Raw genomic sequence first — 25247 nt, 5'->3', positions numbered from 1 at the left:
CCCGACTTCGGTGGTGCGGTCAACGCCGGCAACGGGGGGTTCGTGATCGCGGCGGATGGTTCGTTCGAGATCGAGCTGACGGTCGCCGAGGCCGATGACCTGGTTTCGGGCAACTATGGCATCTACACGTACTCGGGTTCCGGGGCCAAACACGCCCCGTTCGAGACCTACACGCCGATCGCCTTCGCCACCCCGTCGGGCCCGTCCGTCGATGTCTCGGTGACGGCGGCGTCGCAGACGAAGGGCGCGACGGTGCGCGTGCAGGCGTCGAAGCTCGGATCGGTGTCCGGCGTGTACGCCGCGATCATCGAGAAGGGCACCGAGGCTCAGCTCGACGCCGAGGGCGGCTATGTCGCCTTCGCGCTGCCGTTCCCGACCGTGACCGACGGTGAGACGAGCTTCACGCTCGTCGCCCCGACGGCGAAGCTCGATCGCTCCCAGCGCTACGAGGTGATCCTGTGGAAGCAGCATGCGGCACCGGATGCCGACACGATCTTCGCGCGCGCCGACGTGCCGATCACCGATGCGCAGTGGACCGCGCTCTTCCCCGGCACGACCCCGCCGGCGCCGGTCGACCCCGCTGAACCCGTGGTGCCGGTGGCGCCCGGCATCCCCGTGGCATCCGGATCGCTCAGCTGGGCGCTCTCGTCGAGCTTCACGAACTACATCACGACCCTCGCGAAGGGCAGCATCGCCGTGAGCGGCGGCGCGACACGCGCGAACGGACTGTTCCAGTTCGGGCAGGCCGCGGGCGCGACCTTCGATGCGGCAGCGGGCACGGGCTCGGTCTCGTACCTCGGAGCGGTCCGGTTCATGGCCCACGCCGGCGTGCTCGACGTCACGGTAGCGAACCCGCAGATCCGGGCGACGTCTCCCACGTCCGCGGCGCTGTACGTCGCCTCCGCCGGGTCGCAGGTGCACTTCGCGAACATCAACCTCGGCGCTGCGGCCAAGACAACCTCGAACGGGGCCGTCACCTTCACCGGCGCGCCCGTGTCGCTCACGAACGCGGGGCTCAACCGGGTGCTCAACGGCTACTCGACGTCGCTCGACCCGATCACCTTCACGGTCGGTGCGGCGGGCTTCGCGCCGGGCGGGTCGTCGGGCACCGTGGCGGCTGCTCCTGCCGGCGCGCGCACCGAGCTTCCCGCGACGCCGCCGGCGACCGAGGGCATCCAGCTCGACGATGCGACGCGCGCCGCGCTCGAAGCCGGCGAGTCGGTCGAGATCTCGGCATCCGGCTTCCAGCCGAACGAACGCGGCATCCGCGTCGTCGTGTACTCGACCCCCGTCCTGCTCGGTGAAGTGACCGCGGATGCCGCGGGCACCGCGACGTGGCGGGGATCGCTGCCGGCGACCCTCGCCGACGGGGAGCACACGCTGACCTTCCAGGGGTCGGTCGATCGGGGAGTCCGCTTCACGCTCGCACGCGAAGCGGAGGCCCTCGCGGGCTGCGTCGTGACGGGGGCGAGCGTGAACTGGGGCTTCCGCGAGGGATTCCGCACCTACATCGAGGGCATCGGCAAGGGCGGCTGGGATGTCACCGGCGTCGAGTACGTGTACCCCGAATTCGTCTGGTCGGAGGGCACCGGCACGGTCGACCTCGAAGCAGGCACGGGACTCGTCGCGTTCGAGGGCAGCGTGCGGTTCTACGGCCACGACGGCGTGCTCGACACGACGCTCGACAACGCGCGCATCGAGCTCGCGGGCGATGTCGGCTACCTCGTGTTCGACGTGCTCGGAACGACCCAGGCGGGCGACGCCGTCGCCGACGAGGGCGTGCGATTCGTCGAGTTCGCGCTGCCCGACCTCGAGATCGTTTCGGGCGCCCTCGTGCTCGAAGATCTCGCCTCCACACTGACCGATGCGGGTTCCGTCGCCTTCGGCACGTATCCGGCGGGCGAGCAGATGGACCCCGTGTCGGCGGTCATCCCGGTCGCGGCGGACTGCGGCGAACCCGCCGTCGCCGTCACCGAGGACGCACCCGTCGCCGCCGCGGCGCAGCCCGAAGCCGCCGAGCCCGAAGAGGCCGCGTCGGTGTGGCCGTGGGCGATCGGCGGCATCGCCCTGGTCGTCGTGATCGGCGCGGTCGTGTGGATCTTCGCGGCTCGTCGCCGCGCCGCCTGACGCTCTGAGCGAGAACAGCGCCCCCGGATGGCCTCCGAGGGCGCTGTTCTCGTCCGAGGTGGGACAATGGGGGAATGGCCGACATGGCACAGACCCCCGAACAGCCCGACCACGCGGCATCCGCTCCTCGCATCGATGATCGTCGCGAGGTCGTGCGCGTGCGCCGCGCCCCCAAGATCTCGGTCTTCCTGCTGGCCGGCGCCGCGGTCGGCATCGTCGTCGCGCTGATCCTGACATACGCGTTCCAGGGATCGCTCGATGTGAGCCGCTACACCGGAATCGTGTACTCGCAGGGCCAGGTCTTCGGGTTCCTCGTTCTCGGCTGCATCCCGATCGGCATCGTGCTCGGAGCCCTCGTCGCGCTCATCCTCGACCGCCGGTCGCGCAAGCGCATCCATGACGTGACGATCGACCACGAATCGGTCCGCGAAGACTGAGTCAGGCGAGCTCGGCGATGATCGGGTGGATCGCCGAGTCGAATGCCGCGATGTCGCCGCGCAGCCCGTCGGTGACGGCGACCGTCAGGGCGCCGATCCACCACACTCCGCGCTGAGTCAGCGGCAGCACCTGCACGTTGAGCTCGAACGAGTGCGCCCGGCGCCCGACCCGGCGTTCGTGCTCGGCGATCGCGCTCGCGTACGCGCGGTAGCTGCTGCCGCTGCCCGTCGCGGCGCGGTAGCGCGCATGCGCCTCGTGCGCGAACGCGAGCGCGCCCGATGCGTACGGAACGATCGCGGCGCGCAGCTCGTCGGCGTCATCGGGCAGGGCGAGCAGGGTGCCGAAGCCCTCCACGAGCTCGAGCGGTCCGGGCGCGGGATTCGCCAGGGGCTCGACCGTCATGTTCCAGTAGGCCCGCCAGGGCGTCTCGAGCACGTCGAGTTCGGCGGCCTCCGGCTCACTCGTGCGAGGAGGGATGCCGCGCAGCGGCGGCAGTTCGTCGGGATAGCGGATGCCGAGCATCTGCCGCAGGTACAGCGCGACGAGCACCGCCTCGCCCGCATCCTCGCGGACAAGCCACTCCGGAGTGCCCGCGCCGCCCATGCCGCCATTGTAGGACGCACCCCCCACCGCACCGCCGCGAGGCGGGCGCTCCGCGTCGCGGTAGGCTGGGTGCTGTGGCGTCCTCCCCCACCTCTTCCCCGAACCCCTACGCCGAAGCCGGTGTCGATACGGCTGCCGGCGACCTCGCCGTCGAACTGATGAAGTCCGCCGTGCGGCAGACGCACGGGCCCGAGGTTCTGGGCGGCGTCGGCGGATTCGCCGGGCTCTTCGACGCGGCTGCGCTCAAGAGCTACGACAAACCCCTGCTCGCGACGAGCACCGACGGCGTCGGCACGAAGGTCGCGATCGCGCAGGCCATCGACAAGCACGACACGATCGGCCTCGATCTGGTCGGCATGGTCGTCGACGACATCGTCGTGGTGGGCGCAAAGCCCCTCTTCATGACCGACTACATCGCGTGCGGCAAGGTCGTGCCCGAGCGCATCGCCGACATCGTGCGCGGCATCGCGGCCGGCTGCGCCGAGACGGGCACCGCCCTCGTCGGCGGCGAGACCGCCGAGCATCCCGGACTCCTCGGCCCGAACGACTACGACGTCGCGGGCGCCGCGACGGGCGTCGTCGAGGCCGATCGTGTCCTGGGCGCCGAGAACGTGCGCGACGGCGACGTCGTGCTCGCCCTCGCGTCGAGCGGTCTGCATGCGAACGGCTATTCGCTCGTTCGGCACATCGTGGCCCGCGCCGGCATCCAGTACGGCGACAACGCCGACGACTTCGGCACGACGTGGGGCGAGGCCCTGCTCGAGCCCACCCGCCTGTATACGCGGCCGCTGCTGCGCCTGACCGAGACGTTCGACGGCGTCCACGCGCTCAGCCACGTCACCGGCGGCGGCATCGCCGCGAACCTCGCACGCGTGCTGCCCCCCGGCACGTGGGTCGAGGTCGACCGGTCGACCTGGTCGCCGTCGCCGGTCTTCCGCGTGCTCGCCGACCTCGGCGGCCTGTCGCTCGAGAGCACCGAGGGCACGTGGAACCTCGGCATCGGGTTCGTCGCCGTCGTCGCGAGCGACGTCGCCGAAGCCGCGGCATCCGCTCTCTCGCAGCAGGGGATCGCGACGTGGCCCGTCGGCACGGTGCGCACGGGCACGCGACCCGCGGGCGAGTTCGACCAGGGCGCCAAGGGCGTCGACGGCGGAGCGGTGCGCCTCGTCGGAAGCTACAGCCAGACCAGTGGAGCGTAACGACCCCCTATGTGCGGAATCGTCGGCATGATGGGGCGCGGCCCCGTCAATCAGGAGATCTACGACGCGCTGCTTCTGCTGCAGCATCGAGGTCAGGACTCGACCGGCATCGCCACGGCAGAGCCCAGCGGCACCTTCCATGTGCACAAGGAGCGCGGTCAGGTGCGCGAGGCGTTCCGCACGCGCGACATGCGGGCCCTTTTGGGCAATCTCGGCCTCGGCCACGTGCGCTACGCGACGAAGGGTCAGGCGGGAAGCGAAGAAGAGGCCCAGCCCTTCTACGTCAACGCGCCCTACGGCATCGTGCTCGTGCACAACGGCAACCTGACGAACACGCGCGAGCTCACCGAAGAGCTGTTCCGCAAGGACCGTCGCCATCTCAACACGACGAGCGACACCGAGCTGCTCGTCAACGTGCTCGCCAATGAGCTGCAGTCCGTCATCTCGGGCGTCGAGCTCGAGCCCGCGCAGATCTTCGCCGCGGTTCGGCGCCTGCATGAGCGCGTCGAGGGCTCGTACGCGGCGATCGCTCTGATCGCGGGATATGGACTGCTCGCGTTCCGCGATCCGTTCGGCATCCGCCCGCTCATCCTCGGTACGCGCCAGGCCGCCGACGGCTCGTACGAATGGGTCGTCTCGAGCGAGTCCCTCGTGCTCGAGAACGCCGGCTTCGAGGTCGTGCGCGACGTGCTCCCGGGCGAAGCGGTCTTCGTCGACCTCGACGGCAACCTGCACACGCAGCAGTGCGCACGCGACTCGCAGCTCGTGCCGTGCTCGTTCGAATACGTCTATCTCGCGCGCCCCGACTCGATCATGAACGGCATCTCGGTATACGAGGCGCGTCTGCGCATGGGTGACCGCCTCGCCGACACGATCGCCAAGCACACGCCGATGGAGGCCATCGACGTCGTCATGCCGATCCCCGAGTCCTCGCGCCCCGCCGCCATGCAGGTCGCGCGCAAGCTGGGCATCGAGTACCGCGAGGGTTTCTACAAGAACCGCTACATCGGCCGGACGTTCATCATGCCCGGTCAGGCTGTCCGCAAGAAGAGCGTGCGGCAGAAGCTCAACGCGATGTCGAGCGAGTTCAAGGGCAAGAACGTGCTGCTGATCGACGATTCGATCGTGCGCGGCACGACCTCGAAGGAGATCATCCAGATGGCCCGGGATGCCGGGGCCAAGACGGTGACCTTCGCTTCGGCGGCGCCCCCCGTGCGCTACCCGCACGTGTACGGCATCAACATGCCCTCGCGGCACGAACTCGTCGCCCACGGCCGGACGATCCCCGAGATCGCCGAAGAACTCGGCGCGGACTACATGGTCTTCCAGGAGGTCGAGGACCTCAAGGCCGCGATCCTCGAGGGATCCGACGTCGACGACCTCGACATGAGCTGCTTCGACGGCCGCTACGTCACCGGCACGGTGTCCGAGGAGTACCTCGCCTGGGTGGAAGGCTCGCAGGAGAGCTGACCGTGGGCACCGCCGCAGACCTGCTGAATCTCGACGATGAGTTCACCGCCGCCGAGCTCGAGACGCGCGCGAGGGTGCGGGAGTTCGTCGACCGGCGCATCCGGCCGAACATCGCGCGATGGTACGACGAGGCGGTCTTCCCCGTCGAGCTCGTTCCCGACATGGCCGAGCTCGGCCTGCTCGGCATGCACCTCGACGGCTACGGGGGTGCGGGCCGTTCGGCGACCGAGTACGGAATCGCGATGCAGGAGCTCGAGGCCGGGGATTCCGGCATCCGCACCTTCGTCTCGGTGCAGGGCTCGCTCGCGATGTCGGCGATCCACAAGCACGGCTCCGCCGAGCAGAAGGCGACGTGGCTGCCGCCCATGGCGCGCGGTGAGGTTCTCGGCTGCTTCGCCCTGACCGAGCCGACCGCGGGCTCCGACCCCGGCACGATGCAGACGTTCGCGCGGCGCGACGGTGACGGCTGGGTGCTCAACGGCGCCAAGCGCTGGATCGGGCTCGCCTCGATCGCGCACGTCGCCGTCGTCTGGGCGCAGACCGACGAGGGGGTGCGCGGATTCCTCGTGCCGACCGACACCCCGGGCTACCGCGCGACGCCGATCGAGCGCAAGCTGTCGATGCGGGCCTCGCTGCAGTGCGACGTCGCGTTCGATGACGTGCGCCTTCCCGCCGAGGCCCTGCTTCCGGACGCGGTCGGCCTGAAGGGCCCGTTCTCGTGCTTGAACGAAGCCCGGTACGGCATCGCGTGGGGCGCCGTGGGTGCGGCGCGGGACAGCTTCGACCAGGCACTCGCGTACGCGCAGACCCGGATGCAGTTCGGCAAGCCGCTGGCGGCGTTCCAGCTCACGCAGCAGAAGCTCGTGAACTGGGCTCTGGAGATCCAGAAGGCGCAACTGCTCGCGCTGCGACTGGGGCGATTGAAGGATGCCGGAAAGCTCGAGCACCACATGATCTCGGTCGCGAAGCTGAACAACACGCGCATCGCGATCGACATCGCGCGCGATGCGCGCACGGTGCTCGGCGGGAACGGCATCACGCTGGACTACTCCCCGCTGCGGCACGCCAACAACCTCGAGTCGGTGCGCACGTACGAGGGCACCGACGAAGTGCACACGCTCATCCTGGGTCAGCACATCACCGGTCACGCCGCGTTCCGCGGGTGACGAGCGGGCGCCCGGGCCGTCCTAAGCTTGCGGGGTGACATCGGCCCCCTCCCGCTCGCTCTGGCGGGGTCGGGCGATCGCCCTCATCGGGATCGTGCTGTTCGCGTTCTCGCTGCGCACCGCCGTGGCATCCCTCTCGCCCCTGCTCGCGAAGATCGGCGAGGACTTCACGGTGCCCGCCGCCGTGGTCGGTCTCATCGGCACGGCGCCGCCGGTCTGCTACGCCGTGTTCGGCATCGTCACGCCGCTCTTCGAGCGCCGTTACGGGCTCGAGCGCACGGGACTGGCGGCGATGGTCGTCGTGGCCGTCGGTCTCGTCCTGCGCGGCTTCGCCGTCGACGCCACGACCCTGCTGCTCGCGACGGCGCTCATCTTCGCCGCCGTCGGCGTCGGGAACGTGCTGCTGCCGCCGCTGGTGAAGAAGTACTTTCCCGACCGCATCGGCCTCGTGACGTCGGTGTACTCCACGATGCTCGCGATCGCGACGTTCACGCCGCCGCTCATCGCCGTTCCGGTGGCCGATGCCGCATCCTGGCGGCTGTCGATCGGCGTCTGGGCGGTCTTCGCCGCGATCGCGATGATCCCCTGGGTCATCCTCGTCGTGCGGAGTCGGCGCGCGGGTGCGGCCGCCGACGACATCGAGACGGCGAACCCGCGCGTCTTCGGCCGGCTGTGGCGGCTTCCGCTGGTGTGGGCGCTCGTCGTCACGTTCACCGCCTCCGCCGTCGTCGCCTACGTCTTCTTCGCGTGGTACCCGCAGGTGCTCATCGACATCGCGGGACTCTCACCGGCCGAGGCCGGCGCGATGCTCGCACTGTTCGCCTCGATCGGGATGCCGTGCTCGCTGCTCGTGCCCATGCTCGTCGTGCGCTTCCACGCGACGCGTGCGCTGTTCGCCGTCGCCGTCGTGACGGGCCTCGGCGGGATCGCGGGGCTGCTCGTCGCGCCGTCGCTCGCCCCCGCCGTGTGGACCGTGCTGCTCGGCGTCGCCTCGCTGCTGTTCCCGCTCAGTCTCGTGCTGCTCGGGATCCGGACGCGCACGCACGAGGGCGCCGTGGCCTTGAGCGGGTTCGTGCAGAGCATCGGCTACGGCATCGCGGCGGTCTTCCCGCTCGCGTTCGGGCTGCTGCACGACGCGACGGCGTCGTGCAGCAGCCGCTCGTGCTGATCGGCGTCACGCTGCTCGCGCTGATCCCCGCGGGGGTCGTCGCAGCACGCTCCCAGACGGTCGAAGACGCCTGGGAGCAGCGGCACGGAGCCTGGTGACCCGTCGGGTCAGGCCGTTGTGCCGTACGAGAACGAGTCTTCGTCCTCGTCTTCGTCCTCGGTGGCCCACTTGTCGACGTATTCGTCGTCCGTGGACGGGTGAGCAAGCTCACGCTCGAGCGCCGCATAATTCACGCTCGGGCTGAACGACTTCAGTTCGCGAGCGATCTTTGTGTGCTTCGCCTTCTGACGGCCACGCCCCATGCGAGACCCCCTCACTTCTGAGCCGCGGACATTGCGCGGGCCCGACGCATTCACGATCCGGCATGTCGGCCGGGAAGAGTAGCATTCAGAATAACACGCAAGCCCAAGACCCCGGCGGTTCGTGAGCTGCTCGGGCAGCCCGAGAGGCGGAGGACGTATGGCCGACGACGAAGTCCGACCTGCTGACGCGAGCAGCGACGACGCCTTCCGAGGTGCTGTGCTGGCCGGGATCATCCCCGACCAGTCCCCTCGGGTCCTGCGGGAAGCGGCTCGCTATGCGCGGATGCTGGGGGCTCCGCTGATCGTCGTGCACGTCGACGTGACGCGCTTCGTGACCTACGAAGACCCCGATGGCTACGTGCACTCCGCGCCCATCGACATCGACATCTCGGCGGGCGAGGGTGCGCTCGAGAGCGTTCGCGCCGCGGCATCCGCTGTTCTCGAGGGCGCCGGGCTGCAGTGGAGCGTGCGGCAGCTCGTGGGCGACCCCGCCCTCGCGATCAAGCACCTCGCCAACCTGGTCGACGCGAAGCTCATCGTCGTGGGCACCCGCAAGCGGGGCATGGGCGAGTCGATCCGAGAGTTCTTCACGGGCTCGGTCGCGGCGCGCCTGTCGCACCGCCAGCATCGTCCCCTGCTCGTCGTGCCGCTGGGCGACCCCGTCCCCGACGACGAGGACATCTGGCCCGCTTGACCGCGAGACTGCAACGGCGGGCCGAGACTGCGGGTGAACCCCGCAGTCTCGGCGCCCCGATGCAGTCTCACCGGTATTGGGTACGGGGTCAGCGGTCGAGGGCGCGGGTGAGGGTGCGAGCGGCGTCGTCGATGGCGCGTTCGAGCTCATCGACGACGGATGCCGCGAGCTCACCGCCCCGCGCGACGTGCGAGCGCACGTCGCTGCGCACGCGTCCGCGGAATGCGCTCACGAGCGCGTCGGCGCGGTGCAGCTGCTCGCGGCTGCGACTGCGCACGTCATCCGACGGCGCGGGGGGTGCAGACTCCGCCTTCTGGCGCTCCTGCTTGCTCGCCGCCGCGAGGTCGGCACGCAGGCTCTTCATCGCTTCGCGCACACTGCCGCGCACTTCGTCGGCGATGAGGCGCACGCTGTCGGCGAGGCCCTCTTCGATGCCCTGCAGGTCGTCGGCGCGAGCGGCGACCTCGGCGCGGCCGGCCGGGGTGATCTCGTAGACGGTCTTGCGGCCGTCGACGGACTTCGTGACGAGCCCCTCCTCCTCGAGCTTCGCCAGGCGCGGATACACCGTGCCCGCACTCGGGGTGTAGGTGCCGCCCGTGCGGTCGGACAGCGCCTGCATGATGTCGTAGCCGTGGCGCGGGCCCTCATCGAGCAGGTTGAGCAGGTACAGGCGCAGGTCGCCGTGCGAGAAGACGGGGCTCATCACCACTCCTCCTCGTCGGCGCCGGCGGCATCCGTCTGCACGCCCACCCGCCGCAGCACCGTCAGGTCGCCCGAGACGGAGTTGGCGCGGATGTCGACGAACGTGCCGCTGAGCTCGCCGGTCGAACCGGTAAAGTTCGTCGCGGGACCCGTCTTCTGGCCGGAGCGCACCGTGCCGTCGATCTGCACGCGTCCGCTGACGCTGCGCACGACGTAGTTCGCGGCGAGGCCGTCGTCGAGCCGGATGGTCGCGTTGCCCGAGATGGTGTTCAGGTTGACGGTGTGGATCGCGCCATCGGGGTCGACGAAGACGGCCCCCGAGACGGTGTCGATCGTCACCTTGCGCAGCGCGCCCGTCACGGCGACGTCGCCCGAGACGCTGTTCGCCGACAACGACCCGTCGAGGCCGCGCAGCTGCACATCGCCCGAGACGGCGTTGACCGTCACGTCGCCGGTCAACCCGTCGACGATGATGTCGCCGGAGACGGTGTTCAGTCGCGCATCGCTGTCGAGTCCGGTGACGAGGGCGCTCGCCGACACGACCCCGAGGGTCAGCGCGATCGAGCGGGGCACGGCGACGCTGATCTCGGCCTTCGGGCCGCCGTCGCCGAAGTTGCGGAACACTTCGAGGAAGTTGTCCCAGCGCAGCTGCGGATGGTCGATCTCGACGGTGCCGTCGGTCACGTCGATCCGCAGATCCTTGACCGTGACGCTGTGCACCTCGATGCGGACACCGGGCTCGTCGTGCGCGACGACGTCGATCTGGCCGCCGACGAGTCCGATCTTGAGTGCGCGCACCGTCTCGATGTCGATGACGCGCGTCTCGCCGGGGTGGACGACCCACTTCTCGTAGTCCATGCTTCCTCCAGGTTTCATCTCGCGATATATCGCGTGCCGCGACAGTAACACGATATATCGCGTCATGCCGAGGAAATTCAGGGAACATCCACTTGACCTTGACGTTACGTCAACCTTTAGCGTGGGTCACACGAAGACAGGAGAGCCCATGGAGTGGTCGATCCAGCAGATCGCCAAGCTCGCCGGCACGACGAGCCGCACGCTGCGTCACTACGACCAGCGGGGGCTGCTCGCGCCCTCGCGCATCGCATCGAACGGCTATCGCCACTACGACGAGAGCGCCCTCGTGCGACTGCAGCGCATTCTGCTGCTGCGCGACCTCGGGCTCGGGCTGTCCCAGATCGCCCAGATCCTGCAGCGCGAGGGCTCCGAGGAGGCGGCTCTCAAGAGCCATCTCGCCTGGCTTCGGCAGGAGCAGGAGCGGCTGGCGCGACAGATCGCGTCGGTCGTATCGACCGTGACGGCATTGAGAGGGGGTGAACAACTCATGGCAGAGAAGATGTTCGACGGCTTCGACCACACGAAGTACAAGGACGAAGTCGAACAGCGCTGGGGCGCGGATGCTTACGCGGCGGGCGATGCCTGGTGGCGAGCGCAGGACGACGCGGCGAAGGCCGCGTGGATGCGACGCGTCTCCGACCTCAACCGCGACTGGATAGCGGCCGCGCACAGCGGTGCAGCGCCCGACAGCGACGAGGCGCAGGCGCTCGCGGAGCGCCACGTCCAGTGGCTGAGGTCCGTGCCCGGCGCACCGACGGCTCGCGACACGATCCGGGGCTACGTGCTCGGCCTCGGCGAGATGTACGTCGCCGACCCGCGATTCGGCGCGAACTACGCGACGGATGCCGGCGGGTCGGCCGGCGCCGAATTCGTGCGCGATGCGCTGCGCGTGTACGCGGACGCGAATCTCTGAGCCGAGAGACGACGGATGCCGCAGACCAGACCGGTCTGCGGCATCCGTTCTCTCAGCGTCGCTGCCCCGACAGCGCGACGCGAACTTATGTGCGGCGGCTGCCGCTGATGAGCCGGAACAACAGGGCGATGAGCGCGATGACTCCGACGATCAGGGCGACCCACAGCAGCCAGCTCAGGGCTTCACCGAGTCCGCCCACGATGGCGAGCACGATCGCGACCACGATGATGATGATCAGCGCGATGTTCATGGAGAGTCCTCCTTCTCTGAACGGCACGATCTGATCGCACCGCGTGCTTGAGCACGTCTCTACCATGGCACTCCCGTCGCGAACGTCGACAGGGGTTGCACCCCGGATTCTTATGGTGCTAGTGGGGTCGCGGCGCACGGGTGTCAAGCCCCTGCGCCCGCCCACGGCGTCCGCGTACCGTTCGAGGCACGACGAAGGAGGAGCCATGCCCCGAGGACGCGGATCGAATAGTCTGAAGAAGCCCGAGCTCTACGAAGAGCTGCGCGACGACGGAGCCTCGAAGGAGAAGGCCGCCCGCATCTCCAACGCCGCGGCCCGCGACGGCGCGAAGGAAGTCGCCCGGCGCGGGGGCAAGGCCGGCGACTACGAGGACTGGACGGTCGACGAGCTTCGCAAGCGCGCGAAGGAGCTGGGCATCACCGGGTATTCGGGCAAGCGCAAGGCGGAGCTCATCTCGATGCTCCGCAACCACTGACGGCGGTGGCGGATCGACTCATCCGGGTGCGTCCCGACGAGGACCCCGGACTGCGTCGCGTGCGCTCCGGTTCCGGCTTCAGCTACGTGCAGGCGGACGGGCGGGCGGCGACCGGCGCCGACCGCGAGCGCATCTCGCAGCTCGTCATCCCGCCGGCCTGGCAGGACGTCTGGATCTCCGCGGAGCCGTTCGGCCACATCCAGGCGGTGGGGACGGATGCCGCGGGCCGGCGCCAGTACGTCTATCACTCCGCGTGGCGGGTTCGACGCGACCGCGGGAAGTTCGCCCGTGCGCTCGCGCTCGCGGCCGCGCTGCCGAGCGCGAGGCGGCGCGTCACGGTGGCGCTGCGCGCCGACGAGCTGGACCGCGAGCGCGTCCTGGCCGTCGCGTTCCGACTGCTCGACACGGCGGCACCGCGCGTCGGCTCGACCCGGTACCTCGACCGTCACGGCAGCCGGGGGCTGACGACCCTGCAGCGACGCCACGCCGTCGTCGAGGAATCCGTCGTGACGCTCTCGTTCCCCGGCAAGAGCGGCAAGCGGGCGCTCCTCGAGATCGCCGATGACGACCTCGCCGTCGTGATGCCCCTGCTCGTCGAAGGGCGGCCGGGTGCGGCCCTGCTCGCCTACCGGCACGGCAGGAGGCGCGTCGCGCTCCGCCCGGGTGACGTCAACGACCATGTGCGCGCCCTCACGGGCGGGCGCTTCACGGCGAAGGACTTCCGGACGCTCCGCGGCACGATCCTCGCCGCCGAGGCGCTCGCGCGGATCGGGCCGGCGGCGACGGCCCGAGAGCGCAAGCAGGCCGAGAAGCTCGCCGTCGACGCGACGGCCGCCGCGCTGGGAAACACACCCGCCGTCGCCCGGGGGAGCTACATCGATCCCCGGGTCTTCTCGGCGTACGGGCGCGGAGAGCTGCTCGACCTCGGCATCACGCCCGAGTCGGCGATCCGCGATCTCGTCGTCCGCGCCGCCCGGCGCCGGGCGCGGTGACAGCGATCCGCGCTGTCGGCGGAGGCTCAGAAACGCCGTGGGATACTGAGCCGGATACGTTCTCGTATCCGCAGCGCCGGCTCTCGCAGCGCGAGTATCGCGCCGCGGCATCCTTCACGATCACGCAAGGGCCCCCGTGTCGAACCTCGCCGTCCTGAGCTTGAAGAACCGCGCGCTCATCGCGCTCATCACGATCGTCGCCGCGATCTTCGGCGGGCTCGCGCTGACGAGCCTCAAGCAGGAGCTCATCCCGTCGATCGAGTTCCCGGCGCTCATCGTCGTCTCGGCCTACCCCGGCGCGTCGCCCGAGGTCGTCAACAACGACGTCTCCACCCCCATCGAAGCGGCGATCCAGGGGGTTCCCGGCCTCGAGACGACGACGGCGACGAGCACGACGAACGCGTCGATCATCCAGGCGTCGTTCTCGTACGGCACGAACCTCGCCACGGCCGAACAGAAGATCGCTCAGGCGATCAACCGCGTACAGGGTCAGCTGCCCGACGGCGTCGAGCCCAACGTCATCTCCGCGAGCATCGACGACTTCCCCGTCATCCAGCTCGCCGTGACGGGCTACGACGACGCCGAGACGATCCAGGCGCGCTTGGAGTCCATCGTCATCCCCGAGCTCGAGGACGTCGACGGCGTCAATGCCGCCGAGATCGTCGGCGGGATCGGCCAGCGCGTCACGATCACTCCCGACCAAGCTGCGCTCGCCGCCGCCGGCTACACGCAGCAGGCGATCACCGACGCCCTCGACCAGAACGGCGTGCTGTTCCCTGGCGGCGATGTCACCGAGGCCGGGCAGACGCTCACGGTGCAGACCGGCACCAAGATCGACTCCGTCGAGCAGATCGCCGCGCTGCCGCTCGTGCCCTCTTCGGCCGACCAATTCGCCGCCGGTCAGCGCACGATCGGCGATGTCGCTTCGGTCGTGCAGGACCAGGACCCCGTCACGTCGGTGTCGCGCGTCGACGGCGAGCCGGCGCTCACGATCGCGGTGACCAAGCTGCCCGCCGCCAACACGGTCGACGTGAGCACGGGTGTGCTCGCGGTGCTCCCCGCACTCGAGAACGACCTGGAAGGGGCCGAGTTCACGGTCGTCTTCGACCAGGCGCCCTACATCCAGGAGTCGATCGACGCGCTCGCGAAGGAGGGCCTGCTCGGCCTCGTCTTCGCCGTGCTGGTGATCCTCGTCTTCCTGATGTCGGTGCGTTCGACGCTCGTGACGGCGATCTCCATCCCCACGAGCGTGCTCATCACGTTCGTCGGCATCCAGGCGCTCGGCTACTCGCTCAACATCCTCACGCTCGGTGCGCTCACGATCGCGATCGGACGCGTCGTGGACGACTCGATCGTGGTGATCGAGAACATCAAGCGGCACTACGTCGGTGACGCCGACAAGAAGCGCTCGATCCTGATCGGTGTGCGTGAGGTCGCCGCGGCGATCACCGCCTCGACGGTCACGTCGGTGGCCGTCTTCCTGCCGATCGCGTTCGTCGATGACGTCACCGGCGAACTGTTCCGGCCGTTCGCGCTCACCACCACGATCGCCATGCTCGCCTCGCTCTTCGTCGCGCTCACGATCGTGCCGGTGCTCGCCTACTGGTTCCTGCGTCCGGGCACGCAGATCCTGGATGCCGCGGGCCGGGCGATCGACCCCGAAGACCCCGCCGCCCCGCCGAGCCGACTGCAGAAGTCGTACCTGCCGGTCCTGAACTGGACCCTGAAGCACTCGTGGACGACGCTTCTGCTGGCTGTCCTCGTGCTCGGCGGCACGGCCGCCGCAGCGCCGTTCATGAAGACGAACTTCCTCGGGGACTCCGGCCAGAACACCTTCACGATGACGCAGAGCATCGGGCCGGCGGCATCGCTCGAGGCGGAGTCTGCGGCAGCCGAGCAGGTGGAGGCCGTGCTCGCGGACATCGAGGGCATCGAGACGGTGCAGGTGTCGATCGGGTCGAGCGGCTCCGCGCTGCGTGACGCCTTCGCCGGCGGCGGCACCGGCGTGACCTACTCGATCACGACGAACCCCGGCGTGGACCAGGTGCTCCTGCGCGAAGACGTCCAGGATGCCATCGCCGATCTCGAGGATGCGGGTGAGATCACGATCGCCGCGAGTGGCGGGGGCTTCGGGTCGAGCGACATCGCCATCGACGTCACGGCACCGGACAGCTCGACGCTGCAAGAGGCCACGGATGCCGTCGTCGCTGCGCTCGCCGGAGGTGAGGGCCTCGGTCAGGTGACGAGCAACCTCTCCGCCTCGCTGCCCTACATCGCCGTCTCGGTCGATCGAGACGCCGCGGCATCGCTCGGCCTGTCCGAGGTCGCCGTGGGCGCTCTGGTGTCCAACACGATGCGTCCGCAGCAGGTCGGCTCGGTCGAGATCGACGACACGTCCCTGACGGTCTTCCTCGCCGCCTCGCAGACCCCCGCGACTCTCGACGAGCTGCGCGCCCTCGAGGTGCCGACCGCGGTCGGGCCGGTTCCCCTGTCCGAGGTCGCGACCGTCCAGGAGAGCGAGGGCCCGACCTCGATCACGACGCAGCGCGGCCAGCGCACCTCGACGGTGACCGTCACGCCGTCGACCGATGATCTGACGGCGGCGTCGGCCACCGTCACGACCGCGCTGGCCGACGCCGACCTGCCGGCATCGGCCGACGCGTCGCTGGGAGGCGTGGTCTCGCAGCAGGCGGATGCCTTCTCGCAGCTGGGTCTGGCTCTGCTCGCGGCGATCCTCATCGTCTACATCGTCATGGTGGCCACCTTCAAGTCGCTGCGACAGCCGATCCTGCTGCTCGTCTCGGTGCCGTTCGCGGCGACGGGCGCGATCCTGCTGCAGATCGTGACGGGCGTGCCGCTGGGTGTGGCATCCCTGATCGGCGTTCTGATGCTGATCGGCATCGTCGTGACCAACGCGATCGTGCTCGTGGACCTCGTCAACCAGTACCGCGAGAAGGGGCTGACCGCGCGCGACGCCACCGTCGCCGGAAGCTCGCGACGCCTGCGTCCGATCCTGATGACCGCGCTCGCGACGATCTTCGCGCTGACGCCGCTGGCCCTGGGGATCACCGGTCAGGGCGGGTTCATCTCGCAGCCGCTCGCGATCGTCGTGATCGGCGGCCTGATCTCGTCCACCGTGCTGACGCTGCTCGTGCTGCCGACCCTCTACAACCTCGTCGAGGGCGCGAAGGAGCGCCGCCGTGCGCGACGCGGCGAGCCTGTCGTCGTCGGCGCATCGACCGCCGACGCACCCGCGACGCGTCGCGAGCGTCGCCTGCAGGAGGCCGCCGCCGCGGGGGGAGTCTCAGCCATCGCGGTCGCTGAGCCTGCCGACGCGTCGTCGTCTCGCGAGTCCGACGCTACGTCTCCCGCGCGTGAGCTCGAGCCCGAGAGCGGGCACGAACAGCAGCCCGCAGCCGCAGACGTGCCCGAGCCCGAGCACGAGCCAGGTTCCGCGGGTGACCCGACGGACGACGCCACGACGACCGGCGACGCAGCTGAGGAACGGCCGGCGCGCGAGGACTGATGCGCTCGCGCGTCGACGGCTTCGACGGACGAACGGCGCGGATCGGCGCGGGGTAGGTCGTCAGGATGTTCTCGCGCGGCGACGAGCGGGGGGTGAGCGCGGGGGATGCGGCATCCGCGGTCTCGTCGTCCTGCGCGCAGATCGCACGCGGAAGGCCCAGCAGCCAGACGCCCATCGTCGAGAAGGCGAGCGATTCGTAGAACGCGAGCGTGATGAGACCGGCGGCCAGCACGACCATGCCCGTTGCGAGCAGGATCACCCCGACCACGGCGAAGCGGCGGAATGCGTTCGACAGCGCGCGGCAGCGCAGGCCCGACGCGACGAACGAGAGGAACGACAGGGCGAGCCCCGTCGCGGCGATGTCGTGCAGGATCGAACTGACCGGGATCGGGATCAGCCCGACCATCATCATGTGCGCGCCGGCTGACGAGATCGAGCAGCGGATCCACATCGCCCGGCGCTGCGAGATCCGCTCGGGCAGGTCGACGCCGATCACGATGCCGTACACCGTGAGGAGCAGGCCCGACACGATCACGGTCGCGTTGAAGGCGCGCGCTGAGAAGTCCTGGAACGTGCCGAGCTGTGAGTAGTGCAGGTGCCACCAGTACGGGTCGCTCGTCGTGAGGATCGCCACGGCGACCCCCAGCACGAGTGCGCCGGTCGCGAGTGTGCCGAGGCGGTGCGACCCCGAGACGCGCAGAGCGGGTCGCTTCGAAGGGGCCCCCGACATCCCGATGGCGGCCAGGGCGACAGGTCGGGGTGTCTCCGAGAGCAGATAGGTCATGAAGTTACCGTGGGTAGCGGCAACGCCTCGCACGTGTACACCCGACCTCCCCCAGGCCCGGCTCGTGCGCGGAGCATGCCGGTGGCTTAAGTTCTCCCCAGCTGACGGCAAGTCACCGACCTTTCATAGGGTAATGGGTGTAAGAGGCGTTCGGTGAACAGTGATCTTTCAGCCGATGACCGGTAATGTTGACAAGTCGGCTTCAGGACGCCGCGCCGTGTTCATCGCACGCGCGGATGGGTTTGTGAGTCCAAAGGGGCCGATGGTGAGCGTCGATCGACGCACATGACCATCACTGAGAATGGCCCCCGGCCGACGGATGTCCGGGTACGCCCGCGCGCTGCGCGGGCGCTGTTTCGTGCGAGAAAACCCACAAGGACATCATCATGCCCAAAAACAAGAAGCCCGCCGGCGGTCGCCCCGCCAAGAACTTCGAGCCGCGCTATGGCGAGAAGAAGGGGTCGTACCAGGATCGCAAGCGCCGACCGGATGCCGCCGCTCCCGGCCGTGCCAGCGCGAACAAGCCCGGCAGCAAGAGCCCCCACCACCGCGGATATCGTCCCGCCGAGACCGACGCGGCCGAACCGAAGCGCCGCTGGTCGGCGCAGGAGAAGGCGGGCCGCGACGAGGCTCGCGGCATCCGCACGCACGCGCGCAGCGATCGTCCCCGCTTCGACGAGGACCGGCCGCGGCGCGACGAGCGAGCCCGCTCGGACCGGCCCACCTACTCGCCGCAGGGCGGATCGCGCTCGTTCGACCGCAACGACCGCGATGCTCGCGGCACCGGCCGCCCCGCGGCACGTACCGAGCGCCCCGCCGGTGACCGCGACCGCGGTCGCCCGCCGTACGCCGACCGGGTCGACCGCACCGAACGCCGCACGCACGGCGACGCGCGCCCGTCGTACCGCCGCGAGGAGCGTCCTCGGTTCGACCGGGATGACCGCGGCCCGCGCCGGGAGTCGGGCGAGCGTCCTCGGTTCGACCGGGATGACCGCGGCCCGCGCCGTGAGTCGGGCGAGCGTCCTCGGTTCGACCGGGATGACCGCGGCCCGCGCCGTGAGTCGAACGACCGAGCACCGTACCGATCGCAGGACCGGACGCGTTCGTCCGACCGCAGCTTCGGCGGCCGTGACGCGGGTCGCCCCGCGCCTCGCGCCGACCGTCGCGACGACCGCCCTCGCCGTGGCACGGACAACCGCCCCGGTCGCTCGGACTGGACGGCCAAGCCCGCGCGCGACGAGCAGCGGGTCGATGTCGTGCACGAGCGTCTGCAGGCCGAGGCACTGCAGGCCGGCGACGTCGCCGATCTGACGTTCGGCGACCTCGGACTCGGCGAGAACATCGTCCGCGTCCTCGCCGAACTGGGCGCCGCGCGCCCCTTCCCGATCCAGGCCGCCACGATCCCCGCCGTTCTCGAGGGTCGCGACGTGCTCGCGCGCGGACGCACGGGCTCGGGCAAGACGATCGCCTTCGGGGCGCCGCTGGTCGAGAGCGTGCTGCGCAGCCAGGCCGGCAAGCGTCGTGAGTTCGCCCGTGCGCCGAGGGCACTCATCCTCGCCCCGACGCGCGAGCTCGCACTGCAGCTCGACCGCACGATCCAGCCGATCGCCCGCAGCGTGGGCCTGTTCACGACGCAGATCTACGGCGGCGTGCCGCAGGCGCGTCAGGTCGGTGCGCTCCGCAAGGGCGTCGACATCGTGATCGGCACCCCCGGTCGCATCGAGGACCTCGTCCAGCAGGGCAAGCTCGATCTGTCCGACATCTCGATCGCCGTGCTCGACGAGGCCGATCACATGTGCGAGCTCGGGTTCCTCGAGCCCGTGCAGCGGATCCTGCGCCACACCGCCGAGGGCAGCCAGAAGCTGCTGTACTCGGCGACCCTCGACCGCGAAGTCGCGGCGCTCGTCGACGAGTTCCTCGTCGAGCCCGCCGTTCACGAGGTCGCCGGAGAAGACCAGGAGTCCTCGACGATCGACCACCGCGTGCTCCTCATCGACCACCGCGACAAGGCCGAGATCCTCACGTCGCTCGTCGACCGCGAGGGCAAGACGCTCGTGTTCGCGCGCACGCGTGCGTACGCCGAGATGCTGGCCGAGCAGTTCGACGATGCGGGCATCAACGCCGTCGCGCTGCACGGCGACCTCAACCAGGCCAAGCGCACGCGCAATCTCCACCGGCTCACGTCGGGCCGCGTCAACGTGCTCGTCGCGACCGACGTCGCCGCACGCGGCATCCACGTCGATGACATCGATCTCGTGGTGCAGGCCGATCCGCCGGACGAGTACAAGACGTACCTGCACCGCTCGGGCCGTACCGGCCGCGCGGGTCGTGCCGGCAACGTCGTGACGCTCATCACCCGTCAGCGCCGCCGTCGTATGACCGAACTGCTCGATCGGGCCGAGATCGAGGCGCCCTTCGACGAGGTGCGCCTGGGCGACGATCTTCTCGAGGAGATCTCCGGCCGGCAGGCGGTTCCCGAGTAGGCGACGACGTCGCCGTCGAACGGTCGCAGCGTGACGGCGATCAGGACGCGAAGAGCGTCTCGAGCAGCTCCGCAGCGCGCGGGGCGCCGCCGAGGCTGTTGAGCTGCTGCGCGACTCGGCCGGCGGCATCCTGGAACGCCGGGTCGTCCATGACACGGTCGTAGCCGTCGGCGACCTTCGCCGCCGACGGGGTTCCGGTCCGCAGGTTCACGCCGGATCCCGACCACGCCACGCGCGCGGCGATCTCGGGCTTGTCGAGATCGCCGCCCGCGATCACGAGCGGGACGCCGTGCGAGAGTGCGGCGAGGGTGCCGCCCCACCCGCCGTTGGTGATCATGGCCTCCAGGCGCGGAAGCAGCGCCGAATACGGAAGGACTCCGGCGACGCGCACGTTCGGCGGCACGGGGAAGGGCAGCTCGACACGATCCCGGATCCCGGTCGAGACGACGACGAGCACGTCGCGGTCGGCGAGGGCCTCGACCGCCGGGCGAATGAGATCGGCGGGGTCGATGTTCTGGGTGCCTTGCGACACGTGCACGACGCGTCGTGCGTCCAGGTCACCCCACCAGGCGGGTACTTCGCCCTGCGAAAGCGCCGTGAGGCGCCCGACGAAGTGGACGTGCGCGGGTCGATCCGTGCGTGCGAAGTCGAGCAGCGGGGCGCCGCTGGCGACCACGAGTCGTGGTGAGAACACGACACGATCGAAAGTGCGTCGCGACGGAGCCAGCCCGACGCGTTCGCGAGCGCGCGCGAGCGGGCGGCGCAAGGGCAGCGACAGCAGGGGCACCGCGGCGCGCAGTACCGAGTCTCGCGTGCGCACGATGGCCGTGCGGCCCGGTGCAAGGCCGAGTCCGCTCGGCGGTCCGGACGGAGCCGCCATGTTGAGCGGCAGCACCGATACGGTCGCCCACGGCACACCGCTCCGTTCGGCGAACAACACAGCGCCGACCGATACGTCGTCGCCCGCCATCGCGTCCCACGGCTCGCGGTCCCACTCCGCCTGGAGGTCGTCGACCTGCTCGGGCGCCGTGCCGATGAACACATCGGTGATGTTGATGAAGACCTGGCTGAGGCGCTTCTTTCCGATCAGGCGGGGGAATGTGCTCTGCAGATCGTTCTCGTCGAAGTCAGGCGCTTTCCGCCACGGCAGCAGACGCGCACCGGTTGCCGCCACCTGGTCGGCGAAGGCGGGACCGGTGTAGACCCGCACGTCGTGGCCCCGTGCAGAGAGCGCGTGCGCGACAGAGCACATCGGAGCGACGTGCCCCGTGAAGGGGGCGGCCGAGAGCAGTATTCGCGCCATCGGGTCTTCCGCGACCATTGTCGCGCGTGCCGGACGGTTCGTACAGACTCAGAAGAGCATCGCCGGGGCGGCTTCGGCCGCGCGGCCACGGGTCGTCGTGACGACTCGTGACCGTGTGGCCGCCGCCGACGGCGCGGACCTGCGTGGCGTGGCTTCTTCGTCGTGTCCGTCAAGGCCGTGCACGCGCATGAGGGGACGCACGCGCTTGGCGAGCCACGCTCGATAGGCCTTCGGCGCGGTCGTCGATGCCCCTGGATACAACCCGCGATACGCCGACACGAGATGCGGATGCTCGCGCTCGAGCCAGCGGAAATACCACTGCTTGGCGCCGGGCCGCAGGTGCAGCGCGCCGAAGACGACACGTACGGCACCGGCATCCTTGATGCGTTGCAGAGCATCGTCGATCGCCGCCACCGAGTCGGTCAGGTGGGGCAGGATCGGCATGAGGAAGACGGTGACGCGGAACCCCGCGGCGGTCGCGGCGCGCACGGTCTCGAGCCGCGCCGTCGCCGACGGTGTGCCGGGCTCGACGCTGCGCTGCAGGGTGTCGTCGAAGACGGCGATCGACATCGAGATCGACACGTCGACGGATGCTGCGGCCTCGGCCAGCAGCGGCAGATCACGGCGCAGCAGCGTTCCCTTCGTGAGCACCGAGAACGGCGTGCCCGAGTCCGTCAGCGCCGAGATGATCCCGGGCATGAGTCGGTACCTGCCCTCCGCGCGCTGATACGGGTCGGTGTTGGTGCCGAGAGCGACGTGCTCTCGGTTCCACGAGCCGCGCGCGAGCTCTCGCCGCAGCACGTCGGCGACGTTGACCTTGACGACGATCTGCGAGTCGAAGTCGCGCCCCGCGTCGAGGTCGAGATACTCGTGGGTGCCCCGCGCGAAGCAGTAGCTGCATGCGTGACTGCAGCCCCGGTAAGGGTTGATCGTCCAGTCGAACGGCATCGCCGAAGAGCCCGGAACGTGGTTGAGGGCGCTTTTGCACAAGACCTCGTGGAAGGTCATGTCGGCGAACTCGGGTGTCCTCACGGATCGGACGAGCCCGTTGAGCTGCTCGAGACCCGGCAGGGCCGCGGCATCCGGTACGCCCAGTTCCTGCCCTTGCCATCGCATGCACCTATGGGAACAGAACTACGAAACTATGTCAAGCGACCACGCGCGAAGATTCGAAGTGCCGCGCCGACTCGCGCGACGACTGGCCCCGAGGCCCCTCGGCGGGGGAGAATAGGAGGCGGTGCCCGATTCCGAACAGTCCCCCCTGATGCATCGCGCCGCGCACGCGGCAGGCGATGGCGCCGCCGCGCCCGGGCGGCTCTCCGACGGGATCCCGCTCACGCGTCGAGCGCTGCGCGAAGCTCGCGATGCAGCATCCGCGTCGTCGCAGACCCCGCCGATCTTCAAGGCCTCGCTGCCTCCGCTGCCCCCTGTCGCGGCGCGCCCGGCGCCCCTGCTCCCCGGCCGCCGCCGCCGTGCGCCGATCCGTCACGCGCGGATGAGCCACGCCGTGCAGGCCTCGGTCAGCGCGGCTCTCACGGTCGCCAGCCTCATCGTCGTGGGCTCGGCGTCGGCGGTTACCGTCGCGCTCGCTCCGGCGCCGGTGGCGATCGTCGCCGACGAGGCCGTCGCGGACACGCTCGGTGAAGTGCGCATCCAGGCCCTGCCCGGCCTCGGGGCGCTGCCGCTCACGGCCGAGGCGTTCGCTCCGGATGAGACCTCCGTCATCGTGCGTGATGTCCCCGACCCGTGCGGCGAACCCGCCGTGCTCGCCGCGATCGCGGCCGGAGACGAGGCCGCGGCGATCACCGCGGCGGGCGGCGCGACGGTGTTCCGTGACGCTGTCGCGTCGGGTCTGGCTCCCTGCATCCGTCTCGACGACCCCGCACGCACGTGGCTCGTCGTCGACAAGGCGCGACCGTTCGTGCCGATCGACTACGCCCCCGAAAGCCTTGCCGTGCCCGCCGGCATGCGAGACCTCGGCGGGGGCGAACTGCGTGCCGAAGCCGCCGAAGCGATGACGCACATGGCCGCCGCGTCGATCGCGGGCGGGGCGGGAGAGATCGGCGTCGCCAGCGCCTACCGCTCGTACGCGACGCAGATCGCGACCTATGAGCACCACGCGCGCGTGCGCGGTGGGGACCAGGCCGATCTCGTGAGCGCGCGTCCGGGATACAGCGAGCACCAGTCGGGCCTGGCGGCCGACGTCGTGCCGTGCGCCGAGACGTGCGGCACGATCGACGATCTCGCCTCGACGACCCAGGGGGAGTGGATCGCCGCGAACGCGTGGCAGTACGGCTGGGTCGTGCGCTACGAAGAGGGCGGCACCGACGTCACCGGGTACCTGTCCGAGCCGTGGCATCTGCGTTACATCGGCGTGGAGCTGGCCCGCGAATACCACGAGGGCGGCTGGCGCACGCTCGAGGAGTTCTTCGGACTCCCGCCCGCGCCGCACTACGACCACCAGCACTGACGCCGGGTGGAGGCATCCGACAAAACGAGGTACCGAGTACCGCGAAACGTGGGATGCGATGTCACAACGATGGCTTGACGACGGATGCCGCGGCTAGACTCGCCTGCGGCGACGAGGCCTACCAGGCCCGCCTTTTTTGGCTCACGAAAGGACGCAGCTCATGGAACGCGACATCTACGACGAGGACCACGAAGCCTTCCGCGACGTCGTGAAGGAGTTCGTCAAGCGGTACGCGACCGAAGAGAAGCGCAAGCAGTGGGAAGCCGACGGCGAGATCGACCGCGCGACCATGCTGGCGGCCGGCGAGGCGGGCATCATCGGACTGTCCGTTCCCGAGGAGTTCGGCGGAGCGGGGATGCTTCAGGACTACCGCTTCCGCTCGATCGTGCTCGAGGAGACGATCGGCGCGGGTCAGGGTTCGCTCGCGGGCGCGTTCGGCATCCAGGACGACCTGGCCGTGCCGTACATCGTGCACATGGGCACTCAGGCGCAGAAGGAGAAGTGGCTCCCCGGAATGGCCACCGGTGAGATCCTCGGCGCGCTGGCGATGACCGAGCCCGGTGCCGGTTCGGACCTGCGCGGCATCAAGACCACCGCGAAGAAGGTCGACGGCGGCTACCTCGTCAACGGTGCGAAGACGTTCATCTCGTCGGGCAAGACGGCCGACATGGTCGTGACCTTCGTCAAGACGGGCGAGGGCAACCGCCCCGACGCGTTCAGCCTGCTGATCCTCGAGGACGGCATGGAGGGCTTCGACCACAGCCGCAAGCTCGAGAAGATGGGCTTCCACGGGTGGGACACCGCCGAGATGTCGTTCGTGGATGTGTTCGTTCCCGAAGAGAACCTCATCGGGGGCAAGGAAGGCCTCGGCTTCATCCAGCTCATGATGAACCTGCCCCTCGAGCGCCTCTCGATCGGCGTGGCCGCCGCAGCGGCCGGTGAGGCGGCGTTCGCGTGGACGCGCGACTACACGCTCAGCCGTGAGGCGTTCGGCGAGCGCATCGCCGACTTCCAGAACACCCGCTTCACGCTCGCCGACATGGCCACGACGGTCGACGTGATGTGGGCCTATGTCGACCGGGCGATGCTGCTCTACAAAGACGAGAAGCTCACGGCCGAAGAGGCCGCGAAGGTCAAGTTCTGGACCACCGACCGCGAGGCGGAACTGCTCGACGCCGGTGTGCAGCTGCACGGCGGCTACGGCTACATCACCGAGTACCCGATCGCCCGCGCCTACCTCGACGCCCGCGTGCACCGCATCTACGGCGGCACGAACGAGATCATGCGCGACCTCGTCAGCCGGCAGATCGTCGGCAAGCGCTGA

Annotated in this window: 21 protein-coding genes; 14 read left to right on the top strand and 7 right to left on the bottom strand. The window is 69.7% G+C overall.

Annotated features, from left to right (window positions below; genetic code table 11):
• Together ACWIBS_RS07795 and ACWIBS_RS07790 are read left to right on the top strand one after the other, a co-directional pair.
• Positions 1 to 2127 (top strand): HtaA domain-containing protein (locus ACWIBS_RS07795; protein WP_454136752.1); only part of this gene is annotated, 2127 nt, incomplete at its 5' end.
• Positions 2128 to 2201: 74 nt separating this feature from the next.
• Positions 2202 to 2564 carry a potassium transporter Trk gene (locus ACWIBS_RS07790; RefSeq protein ID WP_376130674.1) on the top strand — a complete coding sequence of 121 codons (363 nt, stop codon included), beginning with the start codon at positions 2202 to 2204 and terminating at the stop codon, positions 2562 to 2564.
• A gap of 1 nt (position 2565) precedes the next feature.
• On the opposite strand, the gene ACWIBS_RS07785 is transcribed toward ACWIBS_RS07790, so the two are convergent.
• A complete protein-coding gene (locus tag ACWIBS_RS07785; RefSeq protein WP_376130671.1) occupies positions 2566 to 3168 on the bottom strand; it encodes a zinc-binding alcohol dehydrogenase in 603 nt (200 codons plus the stop codon).
• Positions 3169 to 3242: 74 nt separating this feature from the next.
• Between ACWIBS_RS07785 and purM the strand changes: the two genes are divergently transcribed.
• The 4 genes from purM to ACWIBS_RS07765 are packed head-to-tail and all read left to right on the top strand — an operon-like array spanning position 3243 to position 8171.
• Complete coding sequence (gene purM / locus ACWIBS_RS07780; RefSeq protein WP_376130669.1) at positions 3243 to 4367, top strand: phosphoribosylformylglycinamidine cyclo-ligase; 1125 nt, start codon at positions 3243 to 3245, stop codon at positions 4365 to 4367.
• Positions 4368 to 4376: 9 nt separating this feature from the next.
• Complete coding sequence (purF, locus tag ACWIBS_RS07775; protein ID WP_376130666.1) at positions 4377 to 5837, top strand: amidophosphoribosyltransferase; 1461 nt, start codon at positions 4377 to 4379, stop codon at positions 5835 to 5837.
• A 2-nt stretch (positions 5838 to 5839) separates the two neighbouring features.
• Positions 5840 to 7003, top strand: a complete 1164-nt coding sequence (locus ACWIBS_RS07770) for an acyl-CoA dehydrogenase family protein (protein WP_376130663.1) — start codon at positions 5840 to 5842, stop codon at positions 7001 to 7003.
• 34 nt (positions 7004 to 7037) lie between these two features.
• A complete protein-coding gene (locus ACWIBS_RS07765) occupies positions 7038 to 8171 on the top strand; it encodes an MFS transporter (protein WP_376130660.1) in 1134 nt (377 codons plus the stop codon).
• Between the two features lie 107 nt (positions 8172 to 8278).
• On the opposite strand, the gene ACWIBS_RS07760 is transcribed toward ACWIBS_RS07765, so the two are convergent.
• Positions 8279 to 8473 (bottom strand): DUF3073 domain-containing protein, encoded by a 195-nt coding sequence (locus tag ACWIBS_RS07760; protein ID WP_376130657.1) that lies wholly within the window; start codon positions 8471 to 8473, stop codon positions 8279 to 8281.
• Between the two features lie 157 nt (positions 8474 to 8630).
• On the opposite strand from ACWIBS_RS07760, the gene ACWIBS_RS07755 reads away from it, so the two are divergent.
• A complete protein-coding gene (locus tag ACWIBS_RS07755; protein WP_376130654.1) occupies positions 8631 to 9167 on the top strand; it encodes a universal stress protein in 537 nt (178 codons plus the stop codon).
• An 88-nt stretch (positions 9168 to 9255) separates the two neighbouring features.
• Here the strand turns inward: ACWIBS_RS07755 and ACWIBS_RS07750 are convergent, their stop codons facing one another.
• Positions 9256 to 9870 carry a PadR family transcriptional regulator gene (locus tag ACWIBS_RS07750; RefSeq protein ID WP_376130034.1) on the bottom strand — a complete coding sequence of 205 codons (615 nt, stop codon included), beginning with the start codon at positions 9868 to 9870 and terminating at the stop codon, positions 9256 to 9258.
• Positions 9870 to 10727 carry a DUF4097 family beta strand repeat-containing protein gene (locus tag ACWIBS_RS07745; protein ID WP_376130031.1) on the bottom strand — a complete coding sequence of 286 codons (858 nt, stop codon included), beginning with the start codon at positions 10725 to 10727 and terminating at the stop codon, positions 9870 to 9872. Before ACWIBS_RS07745 ends, ACWIBS_RS07750 begins: the two co-directional genes overlap by 1 nt.
• A 148-nt stretch (positions 10728 to 10875) precedes the next feature.
• Between ACWIBS_RS07745 and ACWIBS_RS07740 the strand changes: the two genes are divergently transcribed.
• On the top strand, positions 10876 to 11640 hold the full coding sequence (locus ACWIBS_RS07740; protein WP_376130028.1) for a MerR family transcriptional regulator: 765 nt from the start codon (positions 10876 to 10878) through the stop codon (positions 11638 to 11640).
• Positions 11641 to 11725: 85 nt separating this feature from the next.
• On the opposite strand, the gene ACWIBS_RS07735 is transcribed toward ACWIBS_RS07740, so the two are convergent.
• Entirely contained in the window at positions 11726 to 11890 is a 165-nt protein-coding gene (locus tag ACWIBS_RS07735) for a hypothetical protein (RefSeq protein WP_179520274.1), read from the bottom strand.
• Positions 11891 to 12095: 205 nt separating this feature from the next.
• On the opposite strand from ACWIBS_RS07735, the gene ACWIBS_RS07730 reads away from it, so the two are divergent.
• From ACWIBS_RS07730 to ACWIBS_RS07715, 4 genes are all read left to right on the top strand, one after another.
• Positions 12096 to 12365, top strand: coding sequence for a DUF7218 family protein (locus ACWIBS_RS07730; RefSeq protein ID WP_376130025.1), 270 nt, complete (start codon positions 12096 to 12098; stop codon positions 12363 to 12365).
• A gap of 5 nt (positions 12366 to 12370) precedes the next feature.
• Positions 12371 to 13357, top strand: a complete 987-nt coding sequence (locus ACWIBS_RS07725; RefSeq protein WP_376130022.1) for a DNA topoisomerase IB — start codon at positions 12371 to 12373, stop codon at positions 13355 to 13357.
• 136 nt (positions 13358 to 13493) lie between these two features.
• Positions 13494 to 16883 (top strand): efflux RND transporter permease subunit, encoded by a 3390-nt coding sequence (locus tag ACWIBS_RS07720; protein WP_376130019.1) that lies wholly within the window; start codon positions 13494 to 13496, stop codon positions 16881 to 16883.
• 1170 nt (positions 16884 to 18053) lie between these two features.
• Complete coding sequence (locus ACWIBS_RS07715) at positions 18054 to 20150, top strand: DEAD/DEAH box helicase (protein WP_454136745.1); 2097 nt, start codon at positions 18054 to 18056, stop codon at positions 20148 to 20150.
• A gap of 40 nt (positions 20151 to 20190) precedes the next feature.
• On the opposite strand, the gene ACWIBS_RS07710 is transcribed toward ACWIBS_RS07715, so the two are convergent.
• The gene (locus tag ACWIBS_RS07710) at positions 20191 to 21453 is read right to left on the bottom strand and encodes a glycosyltransferase (protein WP_376130013.1); all 1263 of its coding nucleotides are present in this window, start codon (positions 21451 to 21453) and stop codon (positions 20191 to 20193) included.
• A 48-nt stretch (positions 21454 to 21501) separates the two neighbouring features.
• The gene (locus ACWIBS_RS07705) at positions 21502 to 22569 is read right to left on the bottom strand and encodes an Rv2578c family radical SAM protein (RefSeq protein WP_376130010.1); all 1068 of its coding nucleotides are present in this window, start codon (positions 22567 to 22569) and stop codon (positions 21502 to 21504) included.
• 121 nt (positions 22570 to 22690) lie between these two features.
• Here ACWIBS_RS07705 and ACWIBS_RS07700 point away from each other — a divergent pair, with 121 nt between their 5' ends.
• Both ACWIBS_RS07700 and ACWIBS_RS07695 read left to right on the top strand, forming a co-directional pair.
• Positions 22691 to 23923, top strand: coding sequence for a D-alanyl-D-alanine carboxypeptidase family protein (locus ACWIBS_RS07700; protein WP_376130007.1), 1233 nt, complete (start codon positions 22691 to 22693; stop codon positions 23921 to 23923).
• A gap of 160 nt (positions 23924 to 24083) precedes the next feature.
• Positions 24084 to 25247: an acyl-CoA dehydrogenase family protein gene (locus tag ACWIBS_RS07695; protein ID WP_376130004.1), complete on the top strand. Its 1164-nt coding sequence runs from the start codon at positions 24084 to 24086 to the stop codon at positions 25245 to 25247.

This window comes from Microbacterium sp. NPDC055442, assembly GCF_053644215.1.
The sequence above is the reverse complement of the archived record's forward strand: the minus strand, read 5'-3'. Positions and strand labels throughout refer to the sequence as shown.

Bases quoted from the DNA above. Each gene is read 5' to 3' on its own strand.
- ACWIBS_RS07790 (WP_376130674.1), top strand. From the start codon at position 2,202: ATGGCCGACATGGCACAGACCCCCGAACAGCCCGACCACGCGGCATCC.
- ACWIBS_RS07785 (WP_376130671.1), bottom strand. From the start codon at position 3,168: ATGGGCGGCGCGGGCACTCCGGAGTGGCTTGTCCGCGAGGATGCGGGC.
- purF (WP_376130666.1), top strand. From the start codon at position 4,377: ATGTGCGGAATCGTCGGCATGATGGGGCGCGGCCCCGTCAATCAGGAG.
- ACWIBS_RS07760 (WP_376130657.1), bottom strand. From the start codon at position 8,473: ATGGGGCGTGGCCGTCAGAAGGCGAAGCACACAAAGATCGCTCGCGAA.
- ACWIBS_RS07755 (WP_376130654.1), top strand. From the start codon at position 8,631: ATGGCCGACGACGAAGTCCGACCTGCTGACGCGAGCAGCGACGACGCC.
- ACWIBS_RS07750 (WP_376130034.1), bottom strand. From the start codon at position 9,870: ATGAGCCCCGTCTTCTCGCACGGCGACCTGCGCCTGTACCTGCTCAAC.
- ACWIBS_RS07745 (WP_376130031.1), bottom strand. From the start codon at position 10,727: ATGGACTACGAGAAGTGGGTCGTCCACCCCGGCGAGACGCGCGTCATC.
- ACWIBS_RS07740 (WP_376130028.1), top strand. From the start codon at position 10,876: ATGGAGTGGTCGATCCAGCAGATCGCCAAGCTCGCCGGCACGACGAGC.
- ACWIBS_RS07735 (WP_179520274.1), bottom strand. From the start codon at position 11,890: ATGAACATCGCGCTGATCATCATCATCGTGGTCGCGATCGTGCTCGCC.
- ACWIBS_RS07730 (WP_376130025.1), top strand. From the start codon at position 12,096: ATGCCCCGAGGACGCGGATCGAATAGTCTGAAGAAGCCCGAGCTCTAC.
- ACWIBS_RS07715 (WP_454136745.1), top strand. From the start codon at position 18,054: ATGCCCAAAAACAAGAAGCCCGCCGGCGGTCGCCCCGCCAAGAACTTC.
- ACWIBS_RS07710 (WP_376130013.1), bottom strand. From the start codon at position 21,453: ATGGCGCGAATACTGCTCTCGGCCGCCCCCTTCACGGGGCACGTCGCT.
- ACWIBS_RS07705 (WP_376130010.1), bottom strand. From the start codon at position 22,569: ATGCGATGGCAAGGGCAGGAACTGGGCGTACCGGATGCCGCGGCCCTG.
- ACWIBS_RS07695 (WP_376130004.1), top strand. From the start codon at position 24,084: ATGGAACGCGACATCTACGACGAGGACCACGAAGCCTTCCGCGACGTC.